Below are 25,532 nucleotides of genomic sequence, written 5' to 3'. Positions count from 1 at the left end.
TGCATAGGGGCGCGTGCAGCGGGTAGGGACAGGTGCGTCGTCTCTCGCTCACGTATACGTCGTCAGGAGTAGACCGTGCCGCATCCGCCGCATCAGTCCTTGCAGGTAGCCGCCGTCCAGAGTTTTCCGGGGCCTGCGGCGGCCGTGCCGCAGCCGCGGGTTCCGGCGAGGGCGGAGGACGGCCCATGGCACGCGGAGGCGGTGTGCCGCCGCGACGAGGCGGGGCTCTTCTTCGCGCCGTCCAAGGAGCCGACCGCGGCCCGGCTCTCCCGTGAGGAAGCAGCCAAGCGCGTCTGCGCCCGCTGCCCGGTGATGGTCGCCTGCCGGGAGCACGCGCTGCTCCAGCCCGAGCCGTACGGGGTGTGGGGCGGTCTCACCGCCGCCGAGCGCCGGGTGGTGCTGGCGCGCATGCGGCGGCGGGCCGCCGAACTGCGCCAGGCCCCCGGGGCCGGGCCGATCGCCGCGGCGGGCTGAGCCGGTCGCGGGCGCCGGATGCCGCAGCGGATGCACGAGAGGGGCGGTCCCCCGCCGCACGCGGTGGACCGCCCCTCTCGTTTCCCGCCGTGCCTAGTGGGCGCGGTCGAAGTCGATCGCGCTGTACGCGCGCAGCTTCGACAGGCGGTGCGTGGAGTCGATCTGCCGGATCGTGCCCGACTTCGAGCGCATGACCAGCGAGGACGTCGTCGCGGTCTCCGAGCGGTAGTGGACGCCGCGCAGCAGCTCGCCGTCGGTGATGCCCGTGGCGACGAAGAAGACGTTCTCGCCGGACACCAGGTCGTTCGTGGTCAGGACGCGGTCCAGGTCGTGGCCGGCGTCGAGCGCGCGCTGGCGCTCGGCCTCGTCCTTCGGCCAGAGCTTGCCCTGGATGGTGCCGCCGAGGCACTTTATGGCGCACGCCGAGATGATGCCCTCGGGGGTGCCGCCGATGCCGAGGAGCAGGTCGACGCCGGTGCCCTCGCGCACGGCCATGACCGAGCCCGCGACATCGCCGTCGGAGATGAACTTGATGCGGGCGCCGGTCTCGCGGATCTCCTTGACGATGCCCTCGTGGCGGGGGCGGTCCAGGATGACCACGGTGACGTCCTCGACGGCCATGTTCTTGGCCTTGGCGACCCGGCGGATGTTCACCGAGACGGGGGCGTTGATGTCGACGAAGTCGGCGGCCTCGGGGCCGGTGACCAGCTTCTCCATGTAGAACACCGCGGACGGGTCGAACATGGTGCCGCGGTCGGCGGCGGCCAGGACGGCGATGGCGTTCGGCATGCCCTTGGCGTTCAGGGTGGTGCCGTCGATCGGGTCCACGGCGATGTCGACCTCGGCGCCCGTGCCGTCGCCGACGCGCTCGCCGTTGAACAGCATGGGGGCCTCGTCCTTCTCCCCCTCGCCGATGACGACGACGCCGTTCATCGAGACGGTGGAGATCAGGGTGCGCATCGCGTTCACCGCGGCACCGTCCGCGCCGATCTTGTCGCCGCGTCCGACCCACCGGCCCGCGGCCATGGCGGCGGCCTCGGTGACCCGTACGAGTTCCAGTGCGAGGTTGCGGTCAGGGGCCTCCGGGGAGACTTCGAGCTGGGGCGGCAGGTTGTGCTCGGTCATCGGAGCGCACCTTTCTGTACGGCGACGGCCGGGTAGTGAGGGTGCTGGAACTCTATCGGTACGTCGACATATTGAGCAGGGCGGGTCACGTATGAGCGGCATATCGGTCAGCCGATTGTCCTGAGCGGACGTCTTGCGGCACTGCGGGGCTCCCCGGGGCGGTCCGGGAGCGTCCGGGAGTCCCCGGGACGCTCCGGGGGTGTCCTGGGCGGCCCGGGAGTCTCCAGGGTCCGCCGACACGCGCCGCACCGCGACCCCGGCGGTGATCGCCGTCCCGCGATGCGGGACGATGGGGCGCGTGGCAGGTATGAAAGGCAAGCAGACGGTCTGGGACATGGTCCGGTCGCTGGGGGTGATCGGCATCGTCGTCGCCGGGATCTACCTCTTCGTCCCGCATGACGAGAAGGCCGATCCGACGCGCACGGTCGACTACCGGGTGGAAACCCTGACGGCCCGGCGCGCGGCCCCGTATCCGGTGGCGGCCCCCGTGGGGCTCCAGGAGCAGTGGCGGGCGACCTCGGTGACGTACGAGCGCAAGAACGCCAACGCCTGGCACCTGGGCTTCCTCGACCCGGAGCAGCAGTACGCGGCGGTGGAGCAGTCCACGGACACCTCGGCCAAGTACCTCGCCAAGGTCACCCAGCACGCGACGGCCACCGGGCAGACGCAGCAGGTCGGCGACCTGACCTGGGAGCGCTGGGACGGCGAGAAGTACGACGCCCTCGTGCGGCAGGAGCAGGGCTACGTCACGGTGGTGACCGGGACGGCCTCCTTCGAGCAGCTCGGCGCGCTCGCGGCGACGCTGGAGTTCAAGCAGGGCAAGTAGAGGCTGCCTCGACCCGCACGTCCTGGTGCCGGGTCGGGAAGCGGTCTCGGCGCGCCAGAACGCGGAAAGGGCCGTGGCCCCCGGATCCCGGGGGCCACGGCCCTTCTCACGTGCTGCGGCCGACGGGCCGCGGCTTTGCTCAGACGGTCGTGATGACCTCGTCGAAGGCCAGACGCGGGGAGCGGTCGAACCACGCGCCCTCGGTGGCCGGCCTGCCGATGTTGATGACCATGATCGGGGTGTGGTCGTCGTCCAGGAATTCCTTCTGGATGCCGGCGAAGTCGGCGCCGGTCATCGGGCCCGCGGCCAGGCCGGCGGCGCGGATGCCGATGATGAAGTACGCGGCCTGCAGCGCGGAGTTCAGCAGGGCGGACCGCTCGCGGACCGGGCGCTCGGAGAAGAACGCGTCCTTGGCCTGCGGGAAGTGCGGAAGCAGCTGCGGGAGCTCCTCGTGGAACTCGTTGTCCGCCGAGAGGATCGCGACCAGCGGGGCGGTGGCGGTCTTGGCGTCGTTGCCCTTGGCCATGTGCTTCACGAGGCGCTCGCGGGCCTCGGGGGAGCGGACCAGGGTGATGCGCAGCGGGGTCTGGTTGAAGGCGGTGGGGCCGAACTTCACCAGGTCGTATATCGCCTGGACCTGCTCCTCGGTGACCGGCTCGTCGGAGAACGCGTTGGCCGTGCGGGCCTCGCGGAACAGCAGGTCCTGAGCGGCGGAGTCAAGAACGAGAGACATCGGGAAAGCCTTCTTCCATGCGGAGGTGAAGCGATGGCACCGACTCTACGGCGGAGGTAGATGAATTTTCAACTAAATCCGTCTGCTGGTGACCGGTGTCACTCCCGGGCGCCCTCCCCGGGATGCCCCGCGCCGCTCCGGGCCGCTCCTTGCGGGTCACCTGCCCCCGGTCACTCCTCCTCGGCCGGCTCGCGCGCCGCCAGCGCCGAGTCCAGCCGGGCCCGGGCCCCCTCCAGCCAGTGCCGGCAGACCTTCGCCAGCTCCTCGCCGCGCTCCCAGAGCGCGAGGGAGTCCTCCAGCGAGGTCCCGCCGGCCTCCAGCTTGCGGACGACCTCGATGAGCTCGTCGCGCGCCTGCTCGTACCCCAGCGCCGTTCCGGCCTCTGTCATTCCCGTATCCATCCTCTGTGTGTCGTGCGACCACGTGATTGCGGCCGTGTGTCGCTATTGCGAAGCGACCGTTGCGTCCGCCGGGGAGACCTCCACGGAGAAGGTGCCCTCCGCCACCCGTGCGCGCAGCACCTCGTGCGGCGCCACCTCCTGCGGCGAGCGCACCACGTGGCCGTCGGCCCGCTGGAGTACGGCGTACCCCCGCTCCAGGGTCGCGGCCGGCGACAGCGCCACCACCCGGGCGAGCGTGTGGGCCAGTTCCGAGTCGGCCCGGTCCAGCAGGTGCCCCAGCGTGCGCCGGGACCGGGCCAGCAGCGCGTCCAGCTCGTCCTCGCGGATCTCCACCATCCGCTGGGGGTGGACGAAGACCGGCCGGGCCAGGGCGTGCGCGAGGCCCCGTTCCTCCCGGTCGAGCAGCCCCGTGACCGCGCGCAGCCCCCGCGCCTGCAGCTGGCGTACGCGCTCCAGCTCCTCGCCGACGTCCGGGACCACCTTCTTCGCCGCGTCGGTGGGCGTGGAGGCCCGGACGTCCGCGACCAGGTCCAGCAGCGGGGAGTCCGGCTCGTGGCCGATCGCCGAGACCACCGGCGTACGGGCCGCCGCGACCGTCCGGACGACCTCCTCGTCGGAGAAGGGCAGCAGGTCCTCCACGCTGCCGCCGCCGCGCGCCACGATGATCACGTCGACCTCGTCGATGGCGTCGAGCTCCTGGACCGCCCGGACCACCTGGGGCACCGCGTGCACCCCCTGGACGGCGACGTTGCGCACCTCGAAGCGGACCGCCGGCCAGCGGCGCCGGGCGTTCTCCAGGACATCGCGCTCGGCCGCCGAGGCCCGCCCGACCACCAGCCCGATCAGCTGCGGCAGGAAGGGCAGCGGCTTCTTGCGGTCCGGCGCGAAGAGCCCCTCGGAAGCCAGGGACCGCTTCAGCCGCTCCAGCCGGGCGAGCAGCTCCCCGATGCCGACCGGCCGTATCTCCGTGGCCCGCAGGGACAGCTGCCCGCGCGGGGCGTACCACTCGGGCTTGGCCAGCAGGACCACCCGGGCGCCCTCGGAGACCACGTCCGCGACCTCGTCGTAGACCTGGCGGAAGCAGGTCACGCTGACCGAGATGTCGTGCGAGGGGTCGCGCAGCGTCAGGAAGACCACCCCCGCTCCCGGCCGCCGCGAGAGCTGCGTGATCTGCCCTTCCACCCACACCTGGCCGAGGCGCTCGATCCAGCCCCCGATGAGCCGGGACACCTGGCCTACCGGCAGCGGCGCCTCGGCCGACGTATTCAGACCCATGCAGGCAGGCTATCCGGCGCCGCCGACACTGCGTCAGGCCGCGGTGCCGGTGTCGCCGGGCAGGTCCCGGTGTCCGCGCTGCGCGAGCAGTACCGCCAGACCCACCGCCAGCCACACCGCCCCCACCAGTTGCGCCGTCCAGGAGGCCTCGAAGATCACCGCGACGGTCACCGCCGCGCCCAGCACCGGCATCACCAGGTGCTTCCACCAGTTCGGCGGGCCCTCACGCCGCTTGACCACGAACCAGCCCACCACCGAGGCGTGCAGCAGGGTGAAGGCCACGAGCGCCCCGACGTCCACGACCGACACCAGGTGGTCGAGCCCGTCGCCGCGCCGGGCCGCCCACACGGCCGCGACCAGCGTGATGACGGCCGCCACCAGCAGGGCGGGCCGCGGGGTGCCGTGAGAGGTCCGGGCGAGCACCCGGGGCAGCCGCCGCTCCCGGGCCATCGCGAACACCAGCCGCCCGGCGGCCGCCTGCCCCGCCAGCGCCGCGAAGGCCGCCCCGATCGCCTTGCCGACCGCCACCAGGTCGTGCAGCCAGGAGCCGACCGCGGACTGCACCGCGTTGTAGAAGGCCGGGCCCTGCTGCGCCGGGTCCGCCGCCAGCTCCGCCGCGGACACGGGCATGAGCAGCGCGGCCAGGTAGCTCTGGGCGACGAACAGCACCCCGGCCAGCGCCAGGCAGCTCAGCACCGCCCGGGCCACGCGCTCCGATCCCCCCGTCACCTCCTCGGCGAAGGAGGCGATGGCGTCGAAGCCGAGGTAGGACAGGACCGCCACCGACACCGCGCCCAGGACGGCCGCCGTACTGAAGCCGAGCGAGCCGTCGCCGGTCAGCGGGGACAGCCAGCCGCGCCGTGCCCCGCCCTGGACCAGCACGGTCACCGCGGCGACCACGAAGACGAGCAGGACCACGATCTCCATGGCCAGTACGGCGAAACCCACGCGCGCGGCCGCCCGTACGCCCCACAGGTTCAGCAGGGTGGTGATCACGACGGCCAGGGCCGTCCACACCCACCGGGAGACCTCCGGGACCAGCGCGTTCATCGCGATCCCCGAGAAGAGGTACGCGACCGCCGGGATCAGCAGGTAGTCGAGCATCGCCATCCACCCGGCGATCAGCCCCGGGCCCTCGCCGAGACCCTTTCGGGCGTATGTGAAGACCGACCCGGCCTGGGGGGCGACCCGCACCATCTGCGCGTAGCTGAAGGCCGTGAAGGCCATCGCGACGGTCGCGCACAGGTAGACGAGGGCGACGGCGCCGTGCGACGTGGCGTCGAGCGTGCCGAATACCCCGACGGGGGCCATCGGGGCGATGAACAGCAGGCCGTAGACGACCAGGTCCCGGAAGCCGAGGCTCCGCCGCAGTGCCGCGGGCGCCGCCGCCGCACCGGGATCCGTAACGGAAGCCATCCGTCCTCCGAGGGTGTGGGCAGGTACCGGCGGGTACGGGCTTTCGGGCAAGTGTGTGCCGTACGGGCGATGCCCGGCCTCCTGGAGACCCCCGTACGATGGAGCACATGACTGCTCCCGCCCCCGCTCCTGCTTCCCGCCGTGTCCTGCTCGCCGCGCCCCGCGGCTACTGCGCGGGCGTGGACCGAGCCGTGATCGCCGTCGAGAAAGCCCTTGAGCAGTACGGTGCGCCGGTCTACGTCCGCCACGAGATCGTGCACAACAAGTACGTCGTCCAGACGCTGGAGAAGAAGGGCGCCATCTTCGTCGAGCGCACGGAGGAGGTCCCCGAGGGCTCCATCGTGATGTTCTCCGCGCACGGTGTGGCGCCGGTGGTGCACGAGGAGGCGGCCCGCGGCAAGCTCGCGACGATCGACGCGACCTGCCCGCTGGTCACCAAGGTGCACAAGGAAGCCATCCGGTACGCGAACGAGGACTTCGACATCCTCCTCATCGGCCACGAGGGCCACGAGGAGGTCATCGGCACCTCCGGCGAGGCCCCGGACCACATCACGATCGTCGACGGCCCGCACGACGTGGAGAAAGTCACCGTCCGTGACGAGTCCAAGGTCGTCTGGCTCTCCCAGACCACCCTCTCGGTCGACGAGACGATGGAGACGGTCGACGCGCTGAAGACGAAGTTCCCGCTGCTGGTCTCGCCGCCGAGCGACGACATCTGCTACGCCACCTCGAACCGGCAGGCGGCGGTCAAGGTGATGGGCGCCGACTCCGACCTGGTCATCGTGGTGGGTTCGAAGAACTCCTCGAACTCGATCCGGCTCGTCGAGGTCGCGCTCGACGCGGGCGCCGGCGCCGCGTACCTCGTCGACTTCGCGAGCGAGATCGACGAGGCCTGGCTCGAGGGCGTCACCACGGTCGGTCTCACCTCGGGCGCCTCGGTGCCGGAGGTGCTGGTCGAAGAGGTCCTGGAGTGGCTGACGGTGCGCGGCTACGCGGACGTGGAGATCGTCAAGACCGCCGAGGAGTCGATCGTCTTCTCGCTGCCGAAGGAACTCCGCCGCGACCTGCGGGCCGAGGCTGCCGAACTGGTCGCCGACAAGTAACTCGTTTCGTACGGTATGTCCATGCAGATCTTCGGCGTGGACATCGGCGGGTCCGGGATCAAGGGCGCTCCCGTGGACCTGGAACGTGGCGACCTGGCGCAGGAGCGCCACAAAGTACTGACACCGCAGCCGGCCGCCCCCGAGGGGGTGGCCGGCTGTGTCGTCGAAGTGGTGCGCAACTTCGACTGGGACGGACCGGTCGGGGTCACCTTCCCTGGCGTGGTCACCGGCGGCGTGACCCGTACGGCGGCCAACATGGACAAGTCCTGGATCGGCGTCGACTCGGCGGCGCTGCTCTCGCGCGAGCTGGGCGGCCTGCCCGTCACGGTCCTGAACGACGCGGACGCGGCGGGGATCGCGGAGATGACGTACGGGGCCGGGCGCGGGCGGGACGGCACCGTCCTGCTGCTCACCCTGGGGACGGGTATCGGCAGCGCCCTGTTCACGGACGGGCGGCTGGTCCCGAATTCGGAGCTCGGCCACCTGGAGCTGAGGGGCCACGACGCGGAGACGCGGGCCTCGGTGAAGGCCAAGGAGGACCACGACCTGACGTGGGAGCGCTGGGCGCACCGGGTGCAGCGCTACCTCCAGCACGTGGAGATGCTGTTCTCCCCGGACCTCTTCATCATCGGCGGTGGCGTCAGCCGCAAGCCGGAGAAGTTCCTGCCGCTGATCGAGGGCGTGCGGGCCGAGATCGTCCCGGCCAGGCTCCAGAACAACGCGGGCATCGTGGGAGCGGCGATGGCGGCGAAGGCGGGGCAGACGGCTGGGGCGGCCAAGAAATAGGGAGCGGTCTCACTGGGTGAGGCGGCGGGGCATCCGCCGCCTGCCGATGAGCACGGCCTTGCGGACGACGGCGATCAGCGCGGCGACGAGCGTCCCGGCGTAGAGCCAGCCCGCGTGCAGCGACAGCGCGGACACCAGGCCCATCAGCTGCCCGCCGAGGCCGCCGGAGCCGCCCGAGATGGGCCACACTCCGGCGGCGAAGGCGATGGGGACGCCGATCGGCGCGGTGATCAGGTCGGCGGGCCGCACCCAGAGCGCGGTGGCGGCCGCGACGGGCAGGAAGAGCAGCCCGTAGACGAAGAGCGAGGAGCCGAAGAGCAGCCAGCAGATCCCGGCCACCAGCACCATGGCGGCGCACGCGAACAGCCCGCCGCCGAGCCCGGTCAACCGGGGCCGGGGCATCCGCCGCGCGAGCGGCGACCGCCGGGGGCCGCCGGCGCCGCCCTGGGCGGGCACCGCGGTGGGCCGCGGCGCCCCGCGCTGGGCCGGGGGTCGCTGCGGGTGAGGGGCCGATCGCGTCCTGTGTTGCTCCACGTGACCAAGCTAGGCGGGGCGAGCCCGGTATCGGTGTGGGGACACGCGTACAACGAGTGCCACTCATCGGAAAGTAAACTGTCCGGTGGCCCACTCCCGGGCCGCCGCCCCCTCCAGCTACGGGAAGTCGCCAACGTGTCGCTCACGATCGGAATCGTCGGCCTGCCGAATGTCGGCAAGTCGACCCTGTTCAACGCCCTGACCAAGAACGACGTGCTGGCGGCCAACTACCCGTTCGCCACGATCGAGCCGAACGTCGGCGTCGTCGGCGTCCCGGACCCGCGCCTGGCCGTCCTCGCGGGCATCTTCGGATCGCAGCGGGTCCTCCCGGCCACCGTCGACTTCGTCGACATCGCGGGCATCGTGCGCGGCGCCTCGGAGGGCGAGGGCCTCGGCAACAAGTTCCTCGCGAACATCCGCGAGTCGGACGCCATCTGCCAGGTCATCCGCGCCTTCAAGGACGAGAACGTCGTCCACGTCGACGGCAAGGTCTCGCCGAAGGACGACATCGAGACGATCAACACCGAGCTGATCCTCGCCGACCTCCAGTCGATCGAGAAGGCCGAGCCGCGCCTGACGAAGGAGTCCCGCCTCCAGAAGGAGAAGGTCGCGGTCCTCGCGGCCGTCGTCGAGGCCAAGAAGATCCTCGAAGCGGGCGACACCCTCTTCTCCAAGGGCATCTCCAAGGGCACGGAGCTGGGCGACCTCCTCCACGAGCTCCACCTGCTCACCACGAAGCCCTTCCTCTACGTCTTCAACGTGGACGAGGACGAGCTGACGGACGACGCCTTCAAGGCCGAGCAGAGCGCGCTCGTCGCCCCGGCCGAGGCGATCTTCCTCAACGCCAAGCTGGAGCAGGACCTCTCCGAGCTGGACGACGAGGAGGCCCTCGAACTCCTCCAGTCGGTCGGCCAGGACGAGCCCGGCCTCGCCACCCTCGGCCGCGTCGGCTTCGCCACCCTGGGCCTGCAGACCTACCTGACGGCCGGCCCGAAGGAAACCCGCGCCTGGACCATCAAGCAGGGCGCGACGGCGCCCGAGGCGGCCGGCGTGATCCACACCGACTTCCAGCGCGGCTTCATCAAGGCCGAGGTCATCTCCTTCGCGGACCTGGTCGCCTGCGGCTCGGTCGCCGAGGCCCGCTCCAAGGGCAAGGCCCGCATGGAGGGCAAGGACTACGTCATGCAGGACGGCGACGTGGTGGAGTTCCGCTTCAACGTGTAATCGGCTCGTTACTGCATGTTAGATAGTTTCGTCAAGCGTGCAGGTCAGAAGGGGTCGGACTCTAGCGAGTCCGACCCCTTCTGCATTCCCGTGCTGACTTGGTGCTGACTTTCACCTGCTTCGGGGCGGCGTGAGCTTGTCGAGGTCCAGGCTGACTTCGAAGGGCACTGGGCGCTGGAGGGTGCCGCGGAAGATGCCGGCGGGGGCGTATGCGCCGGTGGGTACGTCGAGCTCATAGACGTGGACGACGGGTGCGCCGTCCTCGTCCTCGATGCACCAGTAGTGCGGGATGCCGGCCTCTGCGTACTTGCGGAGCTTTACTGTGCGATCGCGATGGGCGGACTCGGGTGACACCGCTTCCACGACGAGCTTCACGTCCTCCGGGGCGTACCAGGTGCGGTCGGGGTCGTACGGCAGGTCTGTCAGTAGGAGGTCCGGCTCGGGGCGGTTGCGGGCATCCAGGCGGATCGTCATTTCGCGCTCGACCTCGAAGCCGGCCGGCGCCTGCGCCATGAGCGTGGTGGTCAGGGCGGTGACGAGGCGGCCATGCCAGGACCGCTGGGGCGACATCATGAAGACGAGGGCTCCATCGATCAGCTCGGTGTGGCGGGGCGCCTCGGGGAGGCGGTCGAGGTCCTCCGCGAACCAGCCTTCCGCGCGCGGCGGGCGCATCCAGTCGGGCAGTGCGGTCATGGCTTCACGGTAGCGGTCCGCAGCTCAGGCTGGAGAGCCAACTATCCCGGTCCGGGGGTTTTCGGTAACATGCCGCGCCATGACCGGCCACACGCCTAACATCCGGCCATCGGTGACTCGTCGATCCAGGTCGCCACAGTGGTCATCTCCGTGGCGGCTTTCGTCTTCTCGACGACGGCCGCGTTCTGGGCCCTCGTCTACCACCGGAGTCAGGCGAGAGCAGTTGCCCAAGCCAACGCCCTCACGGAGAAGGCGCAACGCGAGCAGGCGGAGCCGTACGTCATCGTCGACATCAGGCCTCGTATCCCGGGGTCATCGCTGCTCGTGCTGTTGATCGAGAACATCGGTCAGACCTTGGCCCGCAATGTACGCATCTCGGTTAGCCCTCCGCTGCAGACCACTCTTGGGGCCGAGCGGGCCGCGACGCTCAATCGCGCTGTTAGCCGCCCCATCGCCACCCTGCCTCCGAAGCGCCGAATTCCCTTCGTCATGGACATGGGCCATCAGATGTTCTCCTCGGAGCTGCCCAAGATCTACGAGTTTCGGGTGGAGGAGGACGGACCGTTCGGCCGTGTGGACCCGCTCATCTACACGGTCGATCTCGAAGCCCTCCGGGACAGCGCCCTAGAGACCGACTCGGTGGAGTGGAGTACCCATCAGATCGCGAAGCATCTCAAGAGGAGCGCAGACGCGCAGGAGGAGCAGTCCCGCTCCGTTGAAGCGCTGAGCGGCGAGGTCCGGAAGCGGCTTGGACGGCAGGGGCCGGAGTAGACCTCCGGTGTGGAGGAACCGTAATCCCGTGCTGATTCTGTGCCGACTTGAGCCCCTGTCGGCACGTTTCCGCAGGTGAGGGCGTCGTTACGTACGTTCCGCTTCAGCGTGTGAGCGGATGAAATAACGCCACGTCTTGACCTGGCAAACATGCAGGTCAGAAGGGCTCACCTCTTCGGAGGTGGGCCCTTGGCTTTTTCCCGTGCCGGGATGGTGCTGGGATAGCTGACCGCGCATCAGCCGTCTCCCCTCCCGAGCGGCGCCGAGAGTGGTACGTTATTAGGTACCACTTGATGGAAGGGGTCAGGTCATGTCCATAACTGCGAGCGAAGCCCGCAAGGAACTCTTTCCGCTGATCAAGAAGGTCAACGAGAACCACGAGGCCATCGAGATCGTCTCGAAGCACGGCAACGCCGTGCTTGTCTCGGCCGAGGACTACGCAGCGCTGCGCGAGGGCTCGTACCTGCTGCGCTCACCGGTGAACGCCCGTCGGCTGCTCAAGGCGTACGAGAACGCCCTGGCCAACATCAACGTGTCGGAGCGTGAGCTGATCGATCCGGACTCGGCGGACGCTGGTGCGGGTGCCGCGTGAGGCTTGTCTTCGAGGATCAGGGCTGGGAGGACTACACGTCCTGGCTCAAGAACGACCGCAAGATGCTCGCCCGGATCAACAAGCTCATCGAGGACGTCAGGCGTGACCCCTTCTCGGGGATCGGTAAGCCCGAACCTTTGAAGTACCACCTGCCTGGCGTGTGGTCGCGGCGGATCGACGACGAGCACCGCCTCGTCTACCTGGTGACGGACAAGGAGATCGTCATCCTCGCCGCTCGCTATCACTACTGAAGAGTTTGGCCAGGAGAGCGGCTCGTCGGCCAGCGCGACACTGTCGCGGGTCCAGAGGGAGATCGCCGCAACACCTCCGCACCGTGAGCCCTCTCTCTAGGATGGCCTGCATGGTTATGGACGGTGCGCAGACGGTTCCGGTGGCTCCGGACATTGTGGAGGACGTGTTCGACGGACACGCCACGGACATTGAAGTGGAGGACGCCGGCGAGGACACCACCCGCATTCACCGGCCGTGGAACCCAGACCAGATCCGGGTGAACACCAGCCAGTTCTCCCTGCGTAACATTCTCGACCAGATCGATGAGGGTTCGATCGAACTGGCTCCGGACTTTCAGCGGTTGCGGGTCTGGCGGGCCGACCAGAAGTCCTTGCTGGTGGAGTCCTTGCTGCTGCAGATTCCGCTGCCCGCGTTCTACTTCGCCGAGGACGTGGACGGATCGTTCCGTGTCGTCGACGGCCTGCAGCGACTGTCCACGCTCCACGCCTTCGTCCGGGGCGGGGCGGCCGAGGGTTTCACCCTGGGGAAGTTGGAGCATCTGGACGACCTGAAAAACCTGCGCTTTGGAGACCTCCCGGTGCCGTTCCAGCGCCGGATCAACAACACTCAGCTGATCGTCAACGTGATCGACCCGACCACGCCCCGTGGAGTCACGTACGAAATTTTCAAGCGGATCAACACCGGCGGCACCCCACTCAACGGCCAGGAGATCAGACACTGCATGAGTAGTCCGCGCAGCCGGGACATCCTGCACCGGATGACCCACACGGACGCCTTTGCCAAGGCCACCGGAGGCCGTCTGACCGACCACATCAGGATGAACGACCGGGAGATGGCCCTGAGGTTCACCGCATTCTGGCTGAAGGGGTTGGGGGCCTACCAGGAGCGGCCGGTGATGGAAACGTTCCTGATGGACGCCACTGAGATGTTGGACGATCCCAAGCAGGTCCCGGACGAGCAGGTGACGGAACTGGAGGCTGCCTTCGAGCGGGCGATGTCCCACGCGTACCTCGTCTTCGGCGATCACGCCTTCCGTAAGTGGCCCACGGGCGAAAACTGGCGGCGACCGATCAACCGCGCCATGTTTGAGAGCTGGTCGCTGGCCCTGGCCGATCCCGATCACATGTGGGACGACCTGCGCGCACGCCGTATGGCCATCGTGGAGGCCGCTCGCCAGCGGATGACGTCCGATGTCGGCTACCTCAACGCCATTACTTCCTCCACCGCTGACCGGGGCCGGGTCGACTACCGTTTCAAAGCCGCCGTCGCGGACGCCGGAGCCGGCCGGTGATCACCTCCCTGGAAATCCGGGGCTTCAAGCGCTTCGAGGCGGAATCGTTCGACCTACGTCCCCTGACCGTCCTGACCGGCGTCAACGGCGGTGGCAAGAGCACGGTGATCCAGTCCTTGCTGCTGGCGCGGCTGGCCGAGGCGGCCCGCGGCACGGCAAGTGGCGCCGTCCGGTTGAACGGCCCACTGGGGCTGGCCCTCGGCGAGGCCAAGGACGTGCTGAACTGGACGATCGACACTCGGGAGATCACCGTACGGGTGGGTGGTCCCAACGGTGAGACGTGGGTGTACGTCCTGGGCTTGCCCGACTCCGAGCAGGCACTGCATCTTCAGACGTTGCGGTTGCCGGTCCAGTCGGCGCCCGGCATCGGGCGGGATGTAAAAGACCCCGCGTTCACCTATCTGAGCGCTGAGCGACTCGGCCCTCGTGACACCCTGGCGGTGTCCGCCGAGGAGCCCGACCGGATCGGGGTCGGTGTTCGGGGCGAGTACACCGCACAGGTCCTCGCCCTGCGAGACACTCGCGCGGTGACCAGCCGCAGGGCGGTCCGCGGACCACTGCGGAACCCCGAGGCCGCTGGACCGCAGCTCAGGCTCCAAACTGAGGCATGGGCCTCGGAGATCATCCGTCCGCTGCGGATCACCGCGCGGGTGGCTGTGGGCATCATGGCCGGAACGATCCGGTTTGGCGAGCCGGGCCTGAGCGGCGAGGAGATCCGTCCCGTCAACACGGGCTTCGGTGTCTCATACGCCCTGCCGGTCATCGTTGCGGGCTTGCTCACCGAGCCGGGCGACCTGCTGATCGTGGAGAATCCGGAGGCACATCTGCACCCTGCGGGACAGTCCCGCCTGGGCCGGTTCCTCGCCCAGGTAGCGGGCAGCGGGGTGCAGGTCGTCGTGGAGACACACAGTGACCACGTCCTCAACGGCGCCCGGCTCGCAGTGGCACAGGACCGTGCCCTCCCGGCGGAGGACATGGTTACTCACTACTTCGACCACGATCAGGTGCTCCCCATCACCATCAATGACAAGGGCGAGCTGAGTCACTGGCCCAGCGGCTTCTTCGACCAGATCGAGACCGACCTCGGGAGGCTGGCTCGTGCCCGACGCGGCAAATGAGACCGGTGGGAGCGAGCGGAACGCGCGAGGCGGCCTCACGTCCGTACCGGACGACCAAACAGCCGACGACGACTACCGTGTGGTCATTGGCGAAGAGTGTTTCGACTGGCGGGAGCTAAGGGATCCCGGTTCGCTGCGAGACGCCCTCGGTACGTTGGCCGAGTCCCTTCAACCACTGGCCGACGGACGCACCGCCGCGTTTGTCGATGCCGCGTATGACTCTGAATGTCTGCCCTCTACGAAGTTGATCGACGCCCTGTACTCACCGGGCGGAGGACTGTCCCACGACGACCGGATCCGACTGCAGAAGCTGTTGGACAAGTGCCGAGTTGTGCAGCCCGCCGAGTCGGATCTGCCCCTGCCGGTTCGCGTGGCTGACGGCCCCGAGCGGGAGCCCTCCTGGGGCGTCGCCCATGCTCTGGCGCGGGCCGCCGACGGGCGTGCCATGTCCGTCCTGCTCACGCCTTACGTCTCACAGCCCGACTGGCCGTCCGGATGGCTCACTGTGACGCGGCTGATGGAGGAGGGCTACGACGAGGTACGGGCGCATGTCCTGCGGTACCCGGAGGACGCGCCCGGTTTCTGGCGTGGCTTGTATACCCACGAGCGCGTTCCGGCCGAGCGCTTCTTCACCTTCGCCCAGGACGCCTTTCCTCGACTGCTGTTCGCCGCATCCCTGCGCCTGAACCACTTCAAGGGCTCATACGCCGAGGTGCTGCCTTGGCTGGTGCGGCTACTGGGGGCCCTCGATGACCATTTTGCCCGGACCCTGGCCGAGTGCGGTGGGGATCAGAACCAGGTCATGCGCCGATTCAAAGCCCTGGACCTGGAGATCTCCCCCGAGAGCCCGAATACGAAGAAGAACGCGAGTGCCTGGGAACAGCGCAATGTCGGCCACGAAGGCGCCACCTATCGTTGCGAATGGCACGGCAAGCGACTGTGGGACCGTGATCGAGTGCACTTCTCTTTGCCGATTCCCGAGCACGACGACCGGGTCCTGGTTGGGATCTTCGCAGGGCATCTTGGGACCTGAAGGCGGACGAGTGGCCTCCGCCAAGGAGGCAGCTCACAGGTATCGCCTGACGTGACGTCGATCAGGCCTGGGGTCCGGTAAGCCCGGTGGTCCGAAGCCGTCCGCGCCACTGCGGTGCGGGGCGTCATGAGGTGGCGGGGTCGCTGCGGCGCCAGAAGGTGGGGAGCCACCAGCAGAGCACCGAGCGGTCCTCGGGCCACGGGGAGTGCTCGTCCGCGTCCCAGTCCTCGAAGGAGCCGCGCGTCAGGTCGACGGGGCGCCAGGCGGGGTCGAGCGGCTCGTCCTCGGCCGGCGGGCGGACGTACTGACGGCCGTGCTCGTCGCAGGCGCCGAAGCTCCGGTAGTTGCGCTGGGCCTCCACGAGGGAGACCCGGTTGGCCCCGACGGACACGGTGGGCCGGCGGAACTGGAACTCGTCGTCCTCCCAGAAGCAGACGCGGCAGATCGAGTACGAGCCCGGCATGGTGTCGAGCACGCGGTGTCCGCAGCAGGGGCAGGGGAAGCGGGGGCTCATCCGCGCAGTCTCGTCGATGGGCCGGTCGCGGTGCCATGCGTTTGCGGGCCGGCGTCGGGGGCGTGCGGGCGGTGGCAGGATGCGGGGACACAGCGAGAGGGGCCGGGCCGGGATGGGGCGCAGTGAGCGGGAGGCGGTTGCCGGGGGAGGACGGCTGTACGAGGCGGCACAGGCGGTGGTCGGCGACCACGGGCGAGCCGTCGACGCGGTGCGGGCGGCTCTGGAGCCGATCCACGACGCGGAGGCGGAGCGGGCTCTGGACGCCATCCCCGTGGCCCGGCTGAAGGAGGTCACCGAGGGCCGGCTGAGGCTCGGGGAGGTCGAGAAGAGCGGGCTGCGGTCGGTCCGGCAGGTGCTCGACGCCGGGTCCTACCGGCTGCGGCAGATTCCCGGCGTCGGGCAGCGCACCGCCGAGCAGGTCGTCGCGGCGGCACGCCAGATCAACGATGCGGTGCGGGAGACCATCGCCGTCCACATCGACGTGGACCGTCCGGAGCCCCGGACCGCGGCGCTCGTCATGGCCCTGCACGTGCTGGTGGAGGCGGGCCCCGACGCGCAACGCGCCGTCGATGCGGCCTCCGTGCTCGCCGAGCGGCTCGGTCCGCTGCTGAGCGATGCCAGGCCGGCCGCCGGGCGGATGCGGCTGCTGCTGGCCGGGCGGGCCAAGCGGGACCGGGCGCTCGAGGCCGTCGCCGAGGTGCGCAGGCTGACCGAGGAGGCCGTGCAGGGCGGCCTACCGGGACTGCTCGCGCAGGCCTCCGTGGATCTGCTGCGCGGCCCCTCGACCGAGGTGGCGGCCTGGGTCGACTTCGAGCTGCGTTCCGCCGAGTACTACAGCCTCCTCGCCGAAATCGCCGGCCGCAGACCGGACGCGGCCGCCGCCGAGGGATTCCTGCCCGACGAGGTGGCCGAGCGGGTCCGCGGCCAGCAGCTCGACGACACGCACCGCAGGGTGTCGCTGCGCGGCTACCAGGCCTTCGGGGCGCGCTTCGCGCTCGCGCAGCGCAAGGTGATCCTCGGGGACGAGATGGGGCTCGGCAAGACCATCCAGGCCATCGCAGTCCTCGCCCACCTCGCCGCCGAGGGGCAGAGCCACTTCATGGTCGTCTGTCCGGCCAGCGTCCTGATCAACTGGACGCGGGAGATCGAGGCGCGCAGCAGGCTGCGCGTGATGTGCCTGCACGGCCCCGACCGGCAGGAGGCGTTCGCCGACTGGAAGGGCCGCGGCGGCGTCGCGGTGACCACCTTCGACGCCTTGCGCGGATTCCCGACCCCGGGAGGCGGTGAGCTCGGGATGCTGGTCGTGGACGAGGCGCACTACGTGAAGAATCCGAAGACCCGTCGAGCCCACTCCGTCACCGAATGGGCAGGGCGCTGTGAACGCGTGCTGTTCATGACGGGAACACCCATGGAGAACCGCGTCGCCGAGTTCCGGAGCCTGGTGCAGATCCTCCAGCCCGACGTGGCCGAGGCTGTCGGTGACCGTGACGGCGTGGCCGGCTCCACGGCCTTCCGGAAGGCCGTCGCCCCGGTCTACCTGCGGCGCAACCAGCAGGACGTCCTGACCGAACTGCCCGCGCTCCAGCACACGGACGAGTGGGAGGAGCTGAGCGCCTCCGACGAAGCCGCCTACCGCGCGGCCGTGTACTCCGGCAACTTCATGGCGATGCGCAGGGCCGCGTACGCCCGGCCCGAAAGGTCGGCGAAGCTGCACCGGCTGCGCGAGATCGTCGAGGACGCCGCCGAGAACGGGCTGAAGGTGGTCGTGTTCTCGAACTTCAGGAGCGTCCTCGGGGTGGTGAAGGACGCGCTGGAGAGCGAGGGCACACCGGGTCCGGGCGGCGGCGGTCAGGTGTTCGGTCCGATCTCGGGGAGCGTGCCGCCCACCCGCCGTCAGCAGACGGTGGACGAGTTCGCGGCCGCGCCGGGCCATGCGGTGCTGGTGGCACAGATCGAGGCGGCCGGAGTGGGGCTCAACATGCAGGCCGCTTCGGTCGTGATCATCTGTGAGCCCCAGGTCAAGCCGACCATCGAGAACCAGGCAGTGGCGCGGGCCCATCGGATGGGGCAGGTGCGTCCGGTCCGGGTGCACCGGCTGCTCGCCACGCGCGGAGTGGACGAGCGGATGGTGGAGATGCTCAAGAACAAGAGCCGCCTGTTCGACGCGTACGCACGTCGCAGCGCTGTCGCCGAGTCCACGCCGGACGCCGTCGACGTCTCGGACACCGCGATGGCCCGCCGGATCGTCGAGGAGGAACAGGCGCGCCTGGGAACGGTCGGGGAGCAGGACGCCGTACCGTCGTGAGCCGGGCAATTGCCTTGCGGCGCAAGGTAGTCGGTGACTATCTTGTACCGCATGACAAAGGAGCCGACCGCGACCGGTGACCAACGGCGCAGTCAGCTCCTGCGCGGAGTACTCGATCTCTGTCTGCTGTCCCTCATCGCCGAACGGCCGCGCTACGGCTTCGAGTTCGCGCAGGCGCTCGCCGACGGCGGGCTCGACCTCGTCAGCGACGGCAGTATCTATCCGCTGCTCGCACGGATGGAGCGGGCGGGTCTCGTCTCCTCGTACCGCGCCCCGTCGCCCAGCGGCGGCGCCCCGCGCAAGTACTACCGCCTGACCGAGGCGGGACACGCCGAGCTGGGCGGGGGCCGGGCCGACTGGCGGGCCTTCGCCGGGCCGGTGGGTCGGATCCTGGACGCCGGTACGCACTCCACGGGGGAACGCACACCATGACCAACGAGCAGATACTCGCCGCCTGCCGCAGCAACTGGGAGTACCGCGGGGTCGGCGACGCGGCGATGCGGGAGATGCTCGACGAGCTCTCCGCGCACCTGGAGGACGCGCAGGCCGCCGGGCGCACCGGGCACGACGTCGTCGGCCCGGACGTACGGGCCTTCGCCGCGGCCTGGGCGCGCGAGCGCGCCCCCTTCGCCCGGCGTGCGCTGCGCACGCTGGCCATGGCCTGTTACGCGCTCGGCTGGCTGTTGCTCTTCGCCTACCTGGTGCGGTGGACCACGCGCCTGGACATGACCCCCGGGCACGTCGCCATGGTGGTGACCCTCGGTGCGGCGACGGTCGCCTGGGAGCTGCGCCGCGGAGAAATGCGGCTCTACCAGCGGTGGCTGCTCGCGCTCGCCGTCGGCCTGCCCGTGGCGATCCTCACCGGGTGGCTGGCCGGCGACGGCGTGGTCCTGACCCTCCCGCTGTGGGCCGCGCCGATTCTGCTGCTGCCGATGGTGCCCTACGCGGTCACCGACGTACGGGCCCGTCGGGTCACAGGCCGCGGACCGCGGCGACCGTGAAGGTGGTGGGGGTGCCCGAGCCGGGGGACATGGGGCCGCCCTTGTCGAACTGGGAGCGGACCACCAGCGTGCGGCCGGGGGTGTGCGCCAGGGTGGTGGGGATCTGCAGGGACGGGTCCGTGATCGTACGGGTCAGCCGCGCGCGGGTGCCGTTCGCGCCGACCTGCCAGCGCGTCAGCGTGTTGGTGGTGTTGTGCGCGACGCGCAGGGTGCCGTCGGGGGAGAGGTCGAGGCCGTCGGCGGCCTTCAGGTCGCCGCCGGTGAGGGCGACGCGGCGGACCGCGCCCGTGCGCAGGTCGACGCGGTAGAGGTCGCCCATCGGCATGTCCACGGTGAGGAGGTAGCGGCCCGCCGGGTCGGAGACGATGCCGTTGAGGCTGAAGCCGCCCGCCGGCCGGGGGCGCAGGGCCGGGGCGAGGTCGTAGGCCTCGGTCAGGACGCCGCTGCCGGTGGCCAGCTGTTGCGGGGTCACGCGGTAGATCACGCCGCGGACGCTGTCCGTGAGGTACGCGGTCCCGTCCGGGGCGATCGTCAGGTCGTTGATGAAGTGGGCCGGAGCTCCGGCGCCCTGCGCCACCTCGAAGTGGGCCAGGCGGGACCCGTCGGCGGTGTCGTAGACCGCCACGCCGGCGGTGGAGTCGGTGACCCACAGGCGGCCGCGGGCATCGACCCGCAGGCCGTTCGCCGTGTGGCGGCCGTCGGTCCCGGAAGGCAGGAACACCTCCGCCTCGGGGCGGCCGGGGCGGGCCCGGTAGACGGTGCCGTCCGCGTACGAGCCGACGTAGACCGTGCGGGTGCGGGGGTCGGTGGCGATGCCCTCCGGGTAGACCTTCGCGCCGGGTATCGAGAAGGCCGTGGATATCCGGGGGCCACCGCCCGCCGGGTGCGGAGCCTGTGTCTGTGCCCGTGCCTGCGCCTCTGCCTGTGGCTCTGTCTGTGCCTGCGCCGGGGCCGCTCCGAGGGTGAGGGCCGCGGCCAGGGTCAGGACGGCAGGCAGGAATGACTTCGTCTTCATCGGTGTCCTCTACTGAGTAGGTGAAGGCGAATCTATGTTAGAGCTCTAATGCATGCAAGGGTGGCCGTAGGATGCGGGCATGACCTCCATGGCCCCCGAGGAGCGCATCGGCTCTCACCTCAAGCGTGCTGAGCAGGCGCTTCTCGCGGCGAAGAACGCGGCGTGCAAGCCGGCCGCAGTAACGGTTCCGCAGTACGCCGCGCTGCTCTGGCTCGCCGAGAAGCCCGGCATCTCGGCCGCCGCGCTCGCGCGCCTGTGCGGGGTGACGCCACCGACCATGAACACGGTGCTGAAGAACCTCCAGGAGCGCGGGCTCATCGAGCGGACCCCGCACGAATGGCACCGCAACGTCCTGGAGACCCGGCTCACGGACGAGGGCCGTACGGTGATGGAGCTGGCGGACTCCGGCGCGGTACGGGTGGAGCGGGCGCTCGCCGCCGCGTTCACCGGCGAGGAGCGGGAGTTGCTCATCGAGCTGCTCGGGCGGTGTGCGGAGGTGCTCGACGCCCAGCGATGAGACCGGCGGGCCCGCCGGGTTCCCTGGCATGATTTTGCTCTGTTTTGGAACTGTGCGGGGGTTTCGCACATCAGAACTAGGGGATGCCCAGCCGTTCTGCCCTTGGGGGGCAGTCATGACCGTTCGGAGCGAAGTCCGTGCACCAGAACCCGCAGCGCCCGCGGCCCGATGACCAGCCGTCGTACCCGGAGTACCCGCCCCCCGGGCAGGAACAGGGCCGGGGCCGGCCTCAGGGCCCCTACCGGGGCCAACCCCAGGCTCACCCCCAGGACTTCCCCGGATACCCGGGCCCGCCGCCGCAGCAGCAGCAGCCGCCGCGCCCGTACGGGTACCAGCAGCCGGAGCCCGAGCGCGAGCCGGAGCGGGGGCCCGGGCACGAGCCGCAGCCGCGCCGCTCCCGGCGCCGAATATGGATCAGCGCGACGGTCGCCCTCGCGCTCCTGCTCGGCGGCGGTGGCTTCGCCGCCTGGAAGCTCGAATGGTTCTCCGGCAACGGCGAGGCCGTGAGCTTCGGGAAGAACGCCCCGCCCGCGGCCGCGGGCAAGGCGGACCCGAGCGCACCCGCGCCCGCCGCCAAACCCAGCGGCGACCCGGACGTGCTCATGCCGACCGGCCCGAAGTCCGACTTCAAGCAGACCGCCAAGCTCGAAGACGGCACGATCATCGCCAAGACCCGCCTCTCGGGCGCGAAGTCCGGCTTCGAGGGCAACGTCTGGGTGTGGGCGCCCAAGGAGTACGACGACCCGAAGTACGCCAAGAGCGCCTTCCCGGTCCTCATCTCGCTCCCCGGCGGCAACGGCTTCCCCGACAACTACTGGGCCGACCGCAGCCTCGGCCTCCAGAAGGCCATCGCCGACGGGGTCAAGGCAGGCACCAGCCTCCCGTACGTCGTGATCATGCCGCAGCTCAATCCGGACGCCAAGTACTACTACGACGGCTCCGACATCCCCGGCCAGGCCAAGATGGGCACGTGGATCGCCGAGGACATTCCGGACTTCGCCAAGGCCAACTTCCGTACGTACAAGTCCCGTGACGGCTGGGCCTTCATGGGCTCCTCCTCCGGCGCCTTCGTCGGCATGAAGACCGTCCTGCAGCACCCGGACCGGTTCAAGGCCGTGATCGCCAGCGGCGGCGAGATCGTCCCCGACTCCCCGCTGTGGAAGGGCCACCAGGCGGAGATGGACGCGAACAACCCGGAGAAGCTCGCCCAGAAGCTGATCGACACCAAGGGCCCCGAGGTCTACATCAACTTCCAGATCGGCACCAAGGAGAGCGGGAAGGAGCGGATGACGAAGTTCCAGCAGCAGTACGGCAAGGGACCCGTCAAGATGACCATCCGCGACATCCAGAACGGGGAGCACAACGGCTGGCACTACGTCCGGGGCATGAAGGAAGGCTCCCTGGAGTGGGTCAGCAAGGTCCTCAAGGGACCCAAGCCCGAAGCCGGCTGACCGGAGCGGTCGGCAGACCGGATCGGCAGACCGGATCGGCAGGCGGGGTCGGCCGGATCCGGCCGGCTCCGGCCGACCGCGTGGTGCTCGCCACGTCACGCCCGTCCCAGGCAACCCATCCCGTCGTTCATACCTCTGTAAAGGGTGTAAGGGGGACCGATCGGTCCGACCCGCGCTCCTGGGTGAGCGCCGGAGAAGGAACGGGACAAAACCGTGCAGCATGACCAGCAAGGCGACGGCAGCCCCATGACCGAGGGCGGCCGTCGCCCCCACCGCCTGCGCATGACTCTCATCAGCGGCGGCCTCGCGCTCACCCTCGCCGGGGGCGGAGCGGTAGCGTACAAATACGGCCTCTTCTCGGACATAGGGGATCCGGTCTCCTTCGGGAAGGTCCAGGAGAAGGCCGTCGCCGCCGCCGACGTGCCGCCCGAGGTGCAGATGCCGACCGGGCCGAAGGCCTCGTTCGTCCGTACCTTCCGGATGCCGGACGGCACCCAGATCGGCCGGACCACCCTCACCGGCAAGAAGTCCGGCTTCACGGGCGACGTGTGGGTGTGGGTACCCAAGGAGTACGACGACCCGAAGTACGCCAGGAGCGGCTTCCCGGTGCTGATCTCCCTGCCCGGCGGCCGCGGCTACCCCACCAACTACTGGGGTACGGGTCCCGGCCTCGGCCTCCAGCAGGCCGTGAGCGACGGGGTCAAGGCCGGCACGAGCCTGCCCTTCATCCTGATCATGCCGGTGCACAACGCCGACACCAAGCACCACTTCGACGCCTCGGACATCCCCGGCCAGCCCAGGATGGGCACCTGGATGGTCGAAGACATCCCGGATTTCACGAAGGCCAATTTCCGGACCTTCACCTCCCGTGACGGGTGGGCCTTCATGGGCTCCTCGGCGGGCGGATTCGGCGCCTTCAAGCACGTCCTGAAGCACCCCGACCGGTTCAAGGCCGCCATCGCCAGCGGGGTCGACATCGTCCCCGACTCCCCGCTGTGGCAGGGAAACACGCAGGCCATGGACGCGGACAACCCGGAGAAGCTGGCCGCGAAGCTGATCGCGGCGGGCGGTCCCGACGTCTACGTCAACTTCCAGATCGGTACGGCGGAGAGCGGCCGCGACAAGGCCGAGAAGTTCATGAACGACTTCGGGAAGGGCCCCGTGCACACCTCGCTGCAGGTGATCCAGGATGGTGAGCACAACGGAAAGTCGTACGTGCGCGGTATGAGGGAGGGCTCCCTGGAGTGGATCAGCAAGGTGATGAAGGGACCGACACCCGACCCCGCCGTGCGATGAGCGTGGTGGTGAAGGGGGCATCGGCGGCCGCCGCTGCCGGGATCGCGATGGTGTGCGCCGTCGCGTTCATCGAGGCGCCCGGCGAGCGGCCGGTGCTCCCCTTCCCCACCGTCGGAGTACTCATGGCGGGCGGCGAGCACTGGTGCACGGCGAGCGTCGTCGACAGCCCCAGGGGCAATGTCGTCGCCACCGCCGCGCACTGCGTGGCCCCCGCGGGCGAGGACGGCCGGCCGGGCGAAGTGGCCCACGACGGCCTGGCCATCGGCGAGCTCTCCTTCGCCCCGGCCTTCTCCGGCGAGGGCGCCGGCAGCCAGCCGCTGGGGGTGTGGAAGGTCCGTTCGATCCACGTCGACGACCGCTGGACGAAATGGGGAGAGGACACCGCCGACTTCGCCTTCCTCACCATCGAGCCGGACGAGGACGGGCGCAGCGTCCAGGAGGCGGTCGGCGGCGGCGCCGAGGCCCCGAAGCCCGAATGGACCTCCGGGTACGAGCGCGACGTGACCGTCGTCGGCTACCCGGAGTCCGAGCACAATCCGCAGAACAAGCCCGTCTCCTGCACGACGCAGACCCGCCACGACGAGGACGACCCCGACATGCTCTACATGAGCTGCGCCGGGTTCTGGACCGGGACCAGCGGCAGTCCCTGGATCGCCGACCGGGGCGGGCCGGACCGGGCCGGGCGGCTGATCGGGGTGCTGAGCGGCGGGGACACGGACGTGGACTCCACGGCCGCGCTGTTCGACGAGCACGCGAAGGCCCTGTACGAGCGGGCCGCGGGCGGCTGAGCGCGCCCTACTTCTTTCCGCGCTCCGTACCGACGATCACGACCACCGCCGCCACGACGATCCCGCCACCGACCAGGATCGGCCAGGTCAGGGCCTCGTCGAGGATCAGCGCGCCGAGCGCGACGGCCACGACCGGATTGACGTACGCGTACGTGGACACCAGCGACAGCGGCGCTGCCCGGAGCAGCCACACGTACGCCGTGAACCCGACGAGCGAGCCGATCAGGACCAGGTAGCCCAGGGCCAGCCAGGAGGCGGTGGAGAACGTCGCCGGGTCCAGGCCGCGGTGTTCGCCGCGCAGCAGGCCGACGACCACGTCGGCGATCCCGCCCGCGAGCATCTGGTAGGCGCTGCCCGTGAACGGATTGGCCGGCAGCTCCAGCCTCGCCGCCGAGAACGAGCCCAGCGACCACAGGACCGAAGCCGCCAGTACCAGCAGCACCCCCGAAAGCCGCACCGCCCCACTGAGCCCGGGGCTGGTCAGCACCGCGAGCCCGGCCAGGCCCACCAGCACCCCGGCCAGGGTGCGCCGCGGGGGCCGGTCCCCGGTGCCGGCCCGGAGCACCACCACCCACATCGGCACCGCCGCCACCAGCAGCGCGGCGAGGCCGGACGGTACCGAGGTCTCGGCGAGGGCGACCAGGCCGTTCCCGCCGAGGACCAGCATCAGGCCGACCAGGGCCGCCGAGCCGAGCTGCGCACGGGTGGCGCGCAGCGCGGACGGACCGTACCGCCAGGCGACGACGGCGGCCAGCAGCAGGCCGGCGGTGATGAAGCGGGCTCCGGCGGAGAGCAGGGGCGGCATGGTCTCGACGACGACGCGGATGCCGAGGTAGGTCGAGCCCCAGACCACGTAGACGACGGCGAGGGCGGCCCAGACCGCGCCGGATGTCCTGCCGCGCGCGGCGGCGGTGGCCGCGGCGGCCTTGCCGTCCACCGGAGTCGGGGTTTTCATGTCCGGATCCTAGGGTCGCCGGGCTCCGCGGGGCCCGCGGGTA

General features: G+C 70.1%; 28 protein-coding genes. 18 read left to right on the top strand and 10 right to left on the bottom strand.

Annotation, left to right across the window (positions count from 1 at the left end):
* Positions 1-75 precede the first annotated feature (75 nt).
* Positions 76-474 (top strand): WhiB family transcriptional regulator, encoded by a 399-nt coding sequence (locus tag OG373_RS15205; protein WP_405438822.1) that lies wholly within the window; start codon positions 76-78, stop codon positions 472-474.
* Positions 475-567: 93 nt separating this feature from the next.
* On the opposite strand, the gene glpX is transcribed toward OG373_RS15205, so the two are convergent.
* Positions 568-1,599 carry a class II fructose-bisphosphatase gene (gene glpX, locus OG373_RS15200; protein WP_030712049.1) on the bottom strand — a complete coding sequence of 344 codons (1,032 nt, stop codon included), beginning with the start codon at positions 1,597-1,599 and terminating at the stop codon, positions 568-570.
* A gap of 307 nt (positions 1,600-1,906) precedes the next feature.
* Here glpX and OG373_RS15195 point away from each other — a divergent pair, with 307 nt between their 5' ends.
* Entirely contained in the window at positions 1,907-2,425 is a 519-nt protein-coding gene (locus OG373_RS15195) for a DUF4245 domain-containing protein (protein WP_189972356.1), read from the top strand.
* Between the two features lie 139 nt (positions 2,426-2,564).
* Here the strand turns inward: OG373_RS15195 and OG373_RS15190 are convergent, their stop codons facing one another.
* From OG373_RS15190 to OG373_RS15175, 4 genes are all read right to left on the bottom strand, one after another.
* A complete protein-coding gene (locus OG373_RS15190; protein ID WP_397729291.1) occupies positions 2,565-3,158 on the bottom strand; it encodes a malonic semialdehyde reductase in 594 nt (197 codons plus the stop codon).
* 170 nt (positions 3,159-3,328) lie between these two features.
* Positions 3,329-3,547 (bottom strand): exodeoxyribonuclease VII small subunit, encoded by a 219-nt coding sequence (locus OG373_RS15185; protein WP_030385819.1) that lies wholly within the window; start codon positions 3,545-3,547, stop codon positions 3,329-3,331.
* Between the two features lie 54 nt (positions 3,548-3,601).
* The gene (gene xseA / locus OG373_RS15180) at positions 3,602-4,834 is read right to left on the bottom strand and encodes an exodeoxyribonuclease VII large subunit (RefSeq protein ID WP_397729290.1); all 1,233 of its coding nucleotides are present in this window, start codon (positions 4,832-4,834) and stop codon (positions 3,602-3,604) included.
* A 33-nt stretch (positions 4,835-4,867) separates the two neighbouring features.
* Complete coding sequence (locus OG373_RS15175) at positions 4,868-6,250, bottom strand: APC family permease (protein WP_405438819.1); 1,383 nt, start codon at positions 6,248-6,250, stop codon at positions 4,868-4,870.
* Between the two features lie 98 nt (positions 6,251-6,348).
* On the opposite strand from OG373_RS15175, the gene OG373_RS15170 reads away from it, so the two are divergent.
* Positions 6,349-7,353, top strand: coding sequence for a 4-hydroxy-3-methylbut-2-enyl diphosphate reductase (locus tag OG373_RS15170; RefSeq protein ID WP_373040864.1), 1,005 nt, complete (start codon positions 6,349-6,351; stop codon positions 7,351-7,353).
* 21 nt (positions 7,354-7,374) lie between these two features.
* On the top strand, positions 7,375-8,139 hold the full coding sequence (ppgK, locus tag OG373_RS15165; protein ID WP_405438817.1) for a polyphosphate--glucose phosphotransferase: 765 nt from the start codon (positions 7,375-7,377) through the stop codon (positions 8,137-8,139).
* Positions 8,140-8,148: 9 nt separating this feature from the next.
* Here the strand turns inward: ppgK and OG373_RS15160 are convergent, their stop codons facing one another.
* Positions 8,149-8,673 carry a DUF6542 domain-containing protein gene (locus OG373_RS15160; RefSeq protein ID WP_397729287.1) on the bottom strand — a complete coding sequence of 175 codons (525 nt, stop codon included), beginning with the start codon at positions 8,671-8,673 and terminating at the stop codon, positions 8,149-8,151.
* A 135-nt stretch (positions 8,674-8,808) separates the two neighbouring features.
* Here OG373_RS15160 and ychF point away from each other — a divergent pair, with 135 nt between their 5' ends.
* The gene (gene ychF, locus OG373_RS15155) at positions 8,809-9,897 is read left to right on the top strand and encodes a redox-regulated ATPase YchF (protein ID WP_405438815.1); all 1,089 of its coding nucleotides are present in this window, start codon (positions 8,809-8,811) and stop codon (positions 9,895-9,897) included.
* A gap of 111 nt (positions 9,898-10,008) precedes the next feature.
* Here ychF and OG373_RS15150 read toward each other — a convergent pair whose 3' ends face one another.
* The gene (locus OG373_RS15150) at positions 10,009-10,590 is read right to left on the bottom strand and encodes a Uma2 family endonuclease (RefSeq protein WP_405438814.1); all 582 of its coding nucleotides are present in this window, start codon (positions 10,588-10,590) and stop codon (positions 10,009-10,011) included.
* Positions 10,591-10,728: 138 nt separating this feature from the next.
* Here OG373_RS15150 and OG373_RS15145 point away from each other — a divergent pair, with 138 nt between their 5' ends.
* The 6 genes from OG373_RS15145 to OG373_RS15120 all read left to right on the top strand — a co-directional run bounded on the left by OG373_RS15145 (position 10,729) and on the right by OG373_RS15120 (position 15,647).
* The gene (locus tag OG373_RS15145) at positions 10,729-11,361 is read left to right on the top strand and encodes a hypothetical protein (RefSeq protein ID WP_405438812.1); all 633 of its coding nucleotides are present in this window, start codon (positions 10,729-10,731) and stop codon (positions 11,359-11,361) included.
* 310 nt (positions 11,362-11,671) lie between these two features.
* Entirely contained in the window at positions 11,672-11,953 is a 282-nt protein-coding gene (locus OG373_RS15140; RefSeq protein ID WP_405438810.1) for a type II toxin-antitoxin system Phd/YefM family antitoxin, read from the top strand.
* The gene (locus tag OG373_RS15135; protein ID WP_382542228.1) at positions 11,950-12,204 is read left to right on the top strand and encodes a Txe/YoeB family addiction module toxin; all 255 of its coding nucleotides are present in this window, start codon (positions 11,950-11,952) and stop codon (positions 12,202-12,204) included. Before OG373_RS15140 ends, OG373_RS15135 begins: the two co-directional genes overlap by 4 nt.
* A gap of 110 nt (positions 12,205-12,314) precedes the next feature.
* Positions 12,315-13,496, top strand: coding sequence for a DUF262 domain-containing protein (locus OG373_RS15130; protein WP_405438808.1), 1,182 nt, complete (start codon positions 12,315-12,317; stop codon positions 13,494-13,496).
* On the top strand, positions 13,493-14,614 hold the full coding sequence (locus OG373_RS15125) for a DUF3696 domain-containing protein (RefSeq protein WP_405438806.1): 1,122 nt from the start codon (positions 13,493-13,495) through the stop codon (positions 14,612-14,614). Before OG373_RS15130 ends, OG373_RS15125 begins: the two co-directional genes overlap by 4 nt.
* On the top strand, positions 14,595-15,647 hold the full coding sequence (locus OG373_RS15120; RefSeq protein WP_405438805.1) for a hypothetical protein: 1,053 nt from the start codon (positions 14,595-14,597) through the stop codon (positions 15,645-15,647). Before OG373_RS15125 ends, OG373_RS15120 begins: the two co-directional genes overlap by 20 nt.
* Positions 15,648-15,771: 124 nt before the next feature.
* On the opposite strand, the gene OG373_RS15115 is transcribed toward OG373_RS15120, so the two are convergent.
* The gene (locus OG373_RS15115; protein ID WP_405438804.1) at positions 15,772-16,161 is read right to left on the bottom strand and encodes a CPCC family cysteine-rich protein; all 390 of its coding nucleotides are present in this window, start codon (positions 16,159-16,161) and stop codon (positions 15,772-15,774) included.
* Between the two features lie 112 nt (positions 16,162-16,273).
* Here OG373_RS15115 and OG373_RS15110 point away from each other — a divergent pair, with 112 nt between their 5' ends.
* The 3 genes from OG373_RS15110 to OG373_RS15100 are packed head-to-tail and all read left to right on the top strand — an operon-like array spanning position 16,274 to position 19,467.
* The gene (locus OG373_RS15110; protein WP_405438802.1) at positions 16,274-18,466 is read left to right on the top strand and encodes a DEAD/DEAH box helicase; all 2,193 of its coding nucleotides are present in this window, start codon (positions 16,274-16,276) and stop codon (positions 18,464-18,466) included.
* Positions 18,467-18,517: 51 nt separating this feature from the next.
* Positions 18,518-18,898: a PadR family transcriptional regulator gene (locus OG373_RS15105; protein ID WP_405438800.1), complete on the top strand. Its 381-nt coding sequence runs from the start codon at positions 18,518-18,520 to the stop codon at positions 18,896-18,898.
* On the top strand, positions 18,895-19,467 hold the full coding sequence (locus OG373_RS15100) for a hypothetical protein (protein ID WP_405438798.1): 573 nt from the start codon (positions 18,895-18,897) through the stop codon (positions 19,465-19,467). The genes OG373_RS15105 and OG373_RS15100 overlap by 4 nt, the downstream gene beginning before the upstream one ends.
* Here the strand turns inward: OG373_RS15100 and OG373_RS15095 are convergent.
* Complete coding sequence (locus tag OG373_RS15095; protein WP_405438797.1) at positions 19,439-20,482, bottom strand: SMP-30/gluconolactonase/LRE family protein; 1,044 nt, start codon at positions 20,480-20,482, stop codon at positions 19,439-19,441. The genes OG373_RS15100 and OG373_RS15095 overlap by 29 nt on opposite strands.
* A 79-nt stretch (positions 20,483-20,561) precedes the next feature.
* Here OG373_RS15095 and OG373_RS15090 point away from each other — a divergent pair, with 79 nt between their 5' ends.
* The 4 genes from OG373_RS15090 to OG373_RS15075 all read left to right on the top strand — a co-directional run bounded on the left by OG373_RS15090 (position 20,562) and on the right by OG373_RS15075 (position 24,534).
* Positions 20,562-20,999, top strand: a complete 438-nt coding sequence (locus OG373_RS15090) for a MarR family winged helix-turn-helix transcriptional regulator (protein ID WP_030385831.1) — start codon at positions 20,562-20,564, stop codon at positions 20,997-20,999.
* A 137-nt stretch (positions 21,000-21,136) separates the two neighbouring features.
* On the top strand, positions 21,137-22,450 hold the full coding sequence (locus tag OG373_RS15085) for an alpha/beta hydrolase (RefSeq protein WP_405438795.1): 1,314 nt from the start codon (positions 21,137-21,139) through the stop codon (positions 22,448-22,450).
* 282 nt (positions 22,451-22,732) lie between these two features.
* Positions 22,733-23,746, top strand: coding sequence for an alpha/beta hydrolase (locus OG373_RS15080; RefSeq protein WP_397729268.1), 1,014 nt, complete (start codon positions 22,733-22,735; stop codon positions 23,744-23,746).
* Positions 23,743-24,534, top strand: coding sequence for a trypsin-like serine peptidase (locus OG373_RS15075; protein ID WP_405438793.1), 792 nt, complete (start codon positions 23,743-23,745; stop codon positions 24,532-24,534). Before OG373_RS15080 ends, OG373_RS15075 begins: the two co-directional genes overlap by 4 nt.
* 7 nt (positions 24,535-24,541) lie before the next feature.
* Here OG373_RS15075 and OG373_RS15070 read toward each other — a convergent pair whose 3' ends face one another.
* On the bottom strand, positions 24,542-25,489 hold the full coding sequence (locus tag OG373_RS15070) for an EamA family transporter (RefSeq protein ID WP_405438791.1): 948 nt from the start codon (positions 25,487-25,489) through the stop codon (positions 24,542-24,544).
* Between the last annotated feature and the right edge of the window lie 43 nt (positions 25,490-25,532).

The sequence above is a fragment of the Streptomyces avidinii genome, assembly GCF_045161815.1.
In the GTDB taxonomy this organism is placed as follows: domain Bacteria; phylum Actinomycetota; class Actinomycetes; order Streptomycetales; family Streptomycetaceae; genus Streptomyces; species Streptomyces avidinii.
Note: the sequence above shows the minus strand (reverse complement) of the source record. Positions and strands in the feature narration are given on the sequence as shown.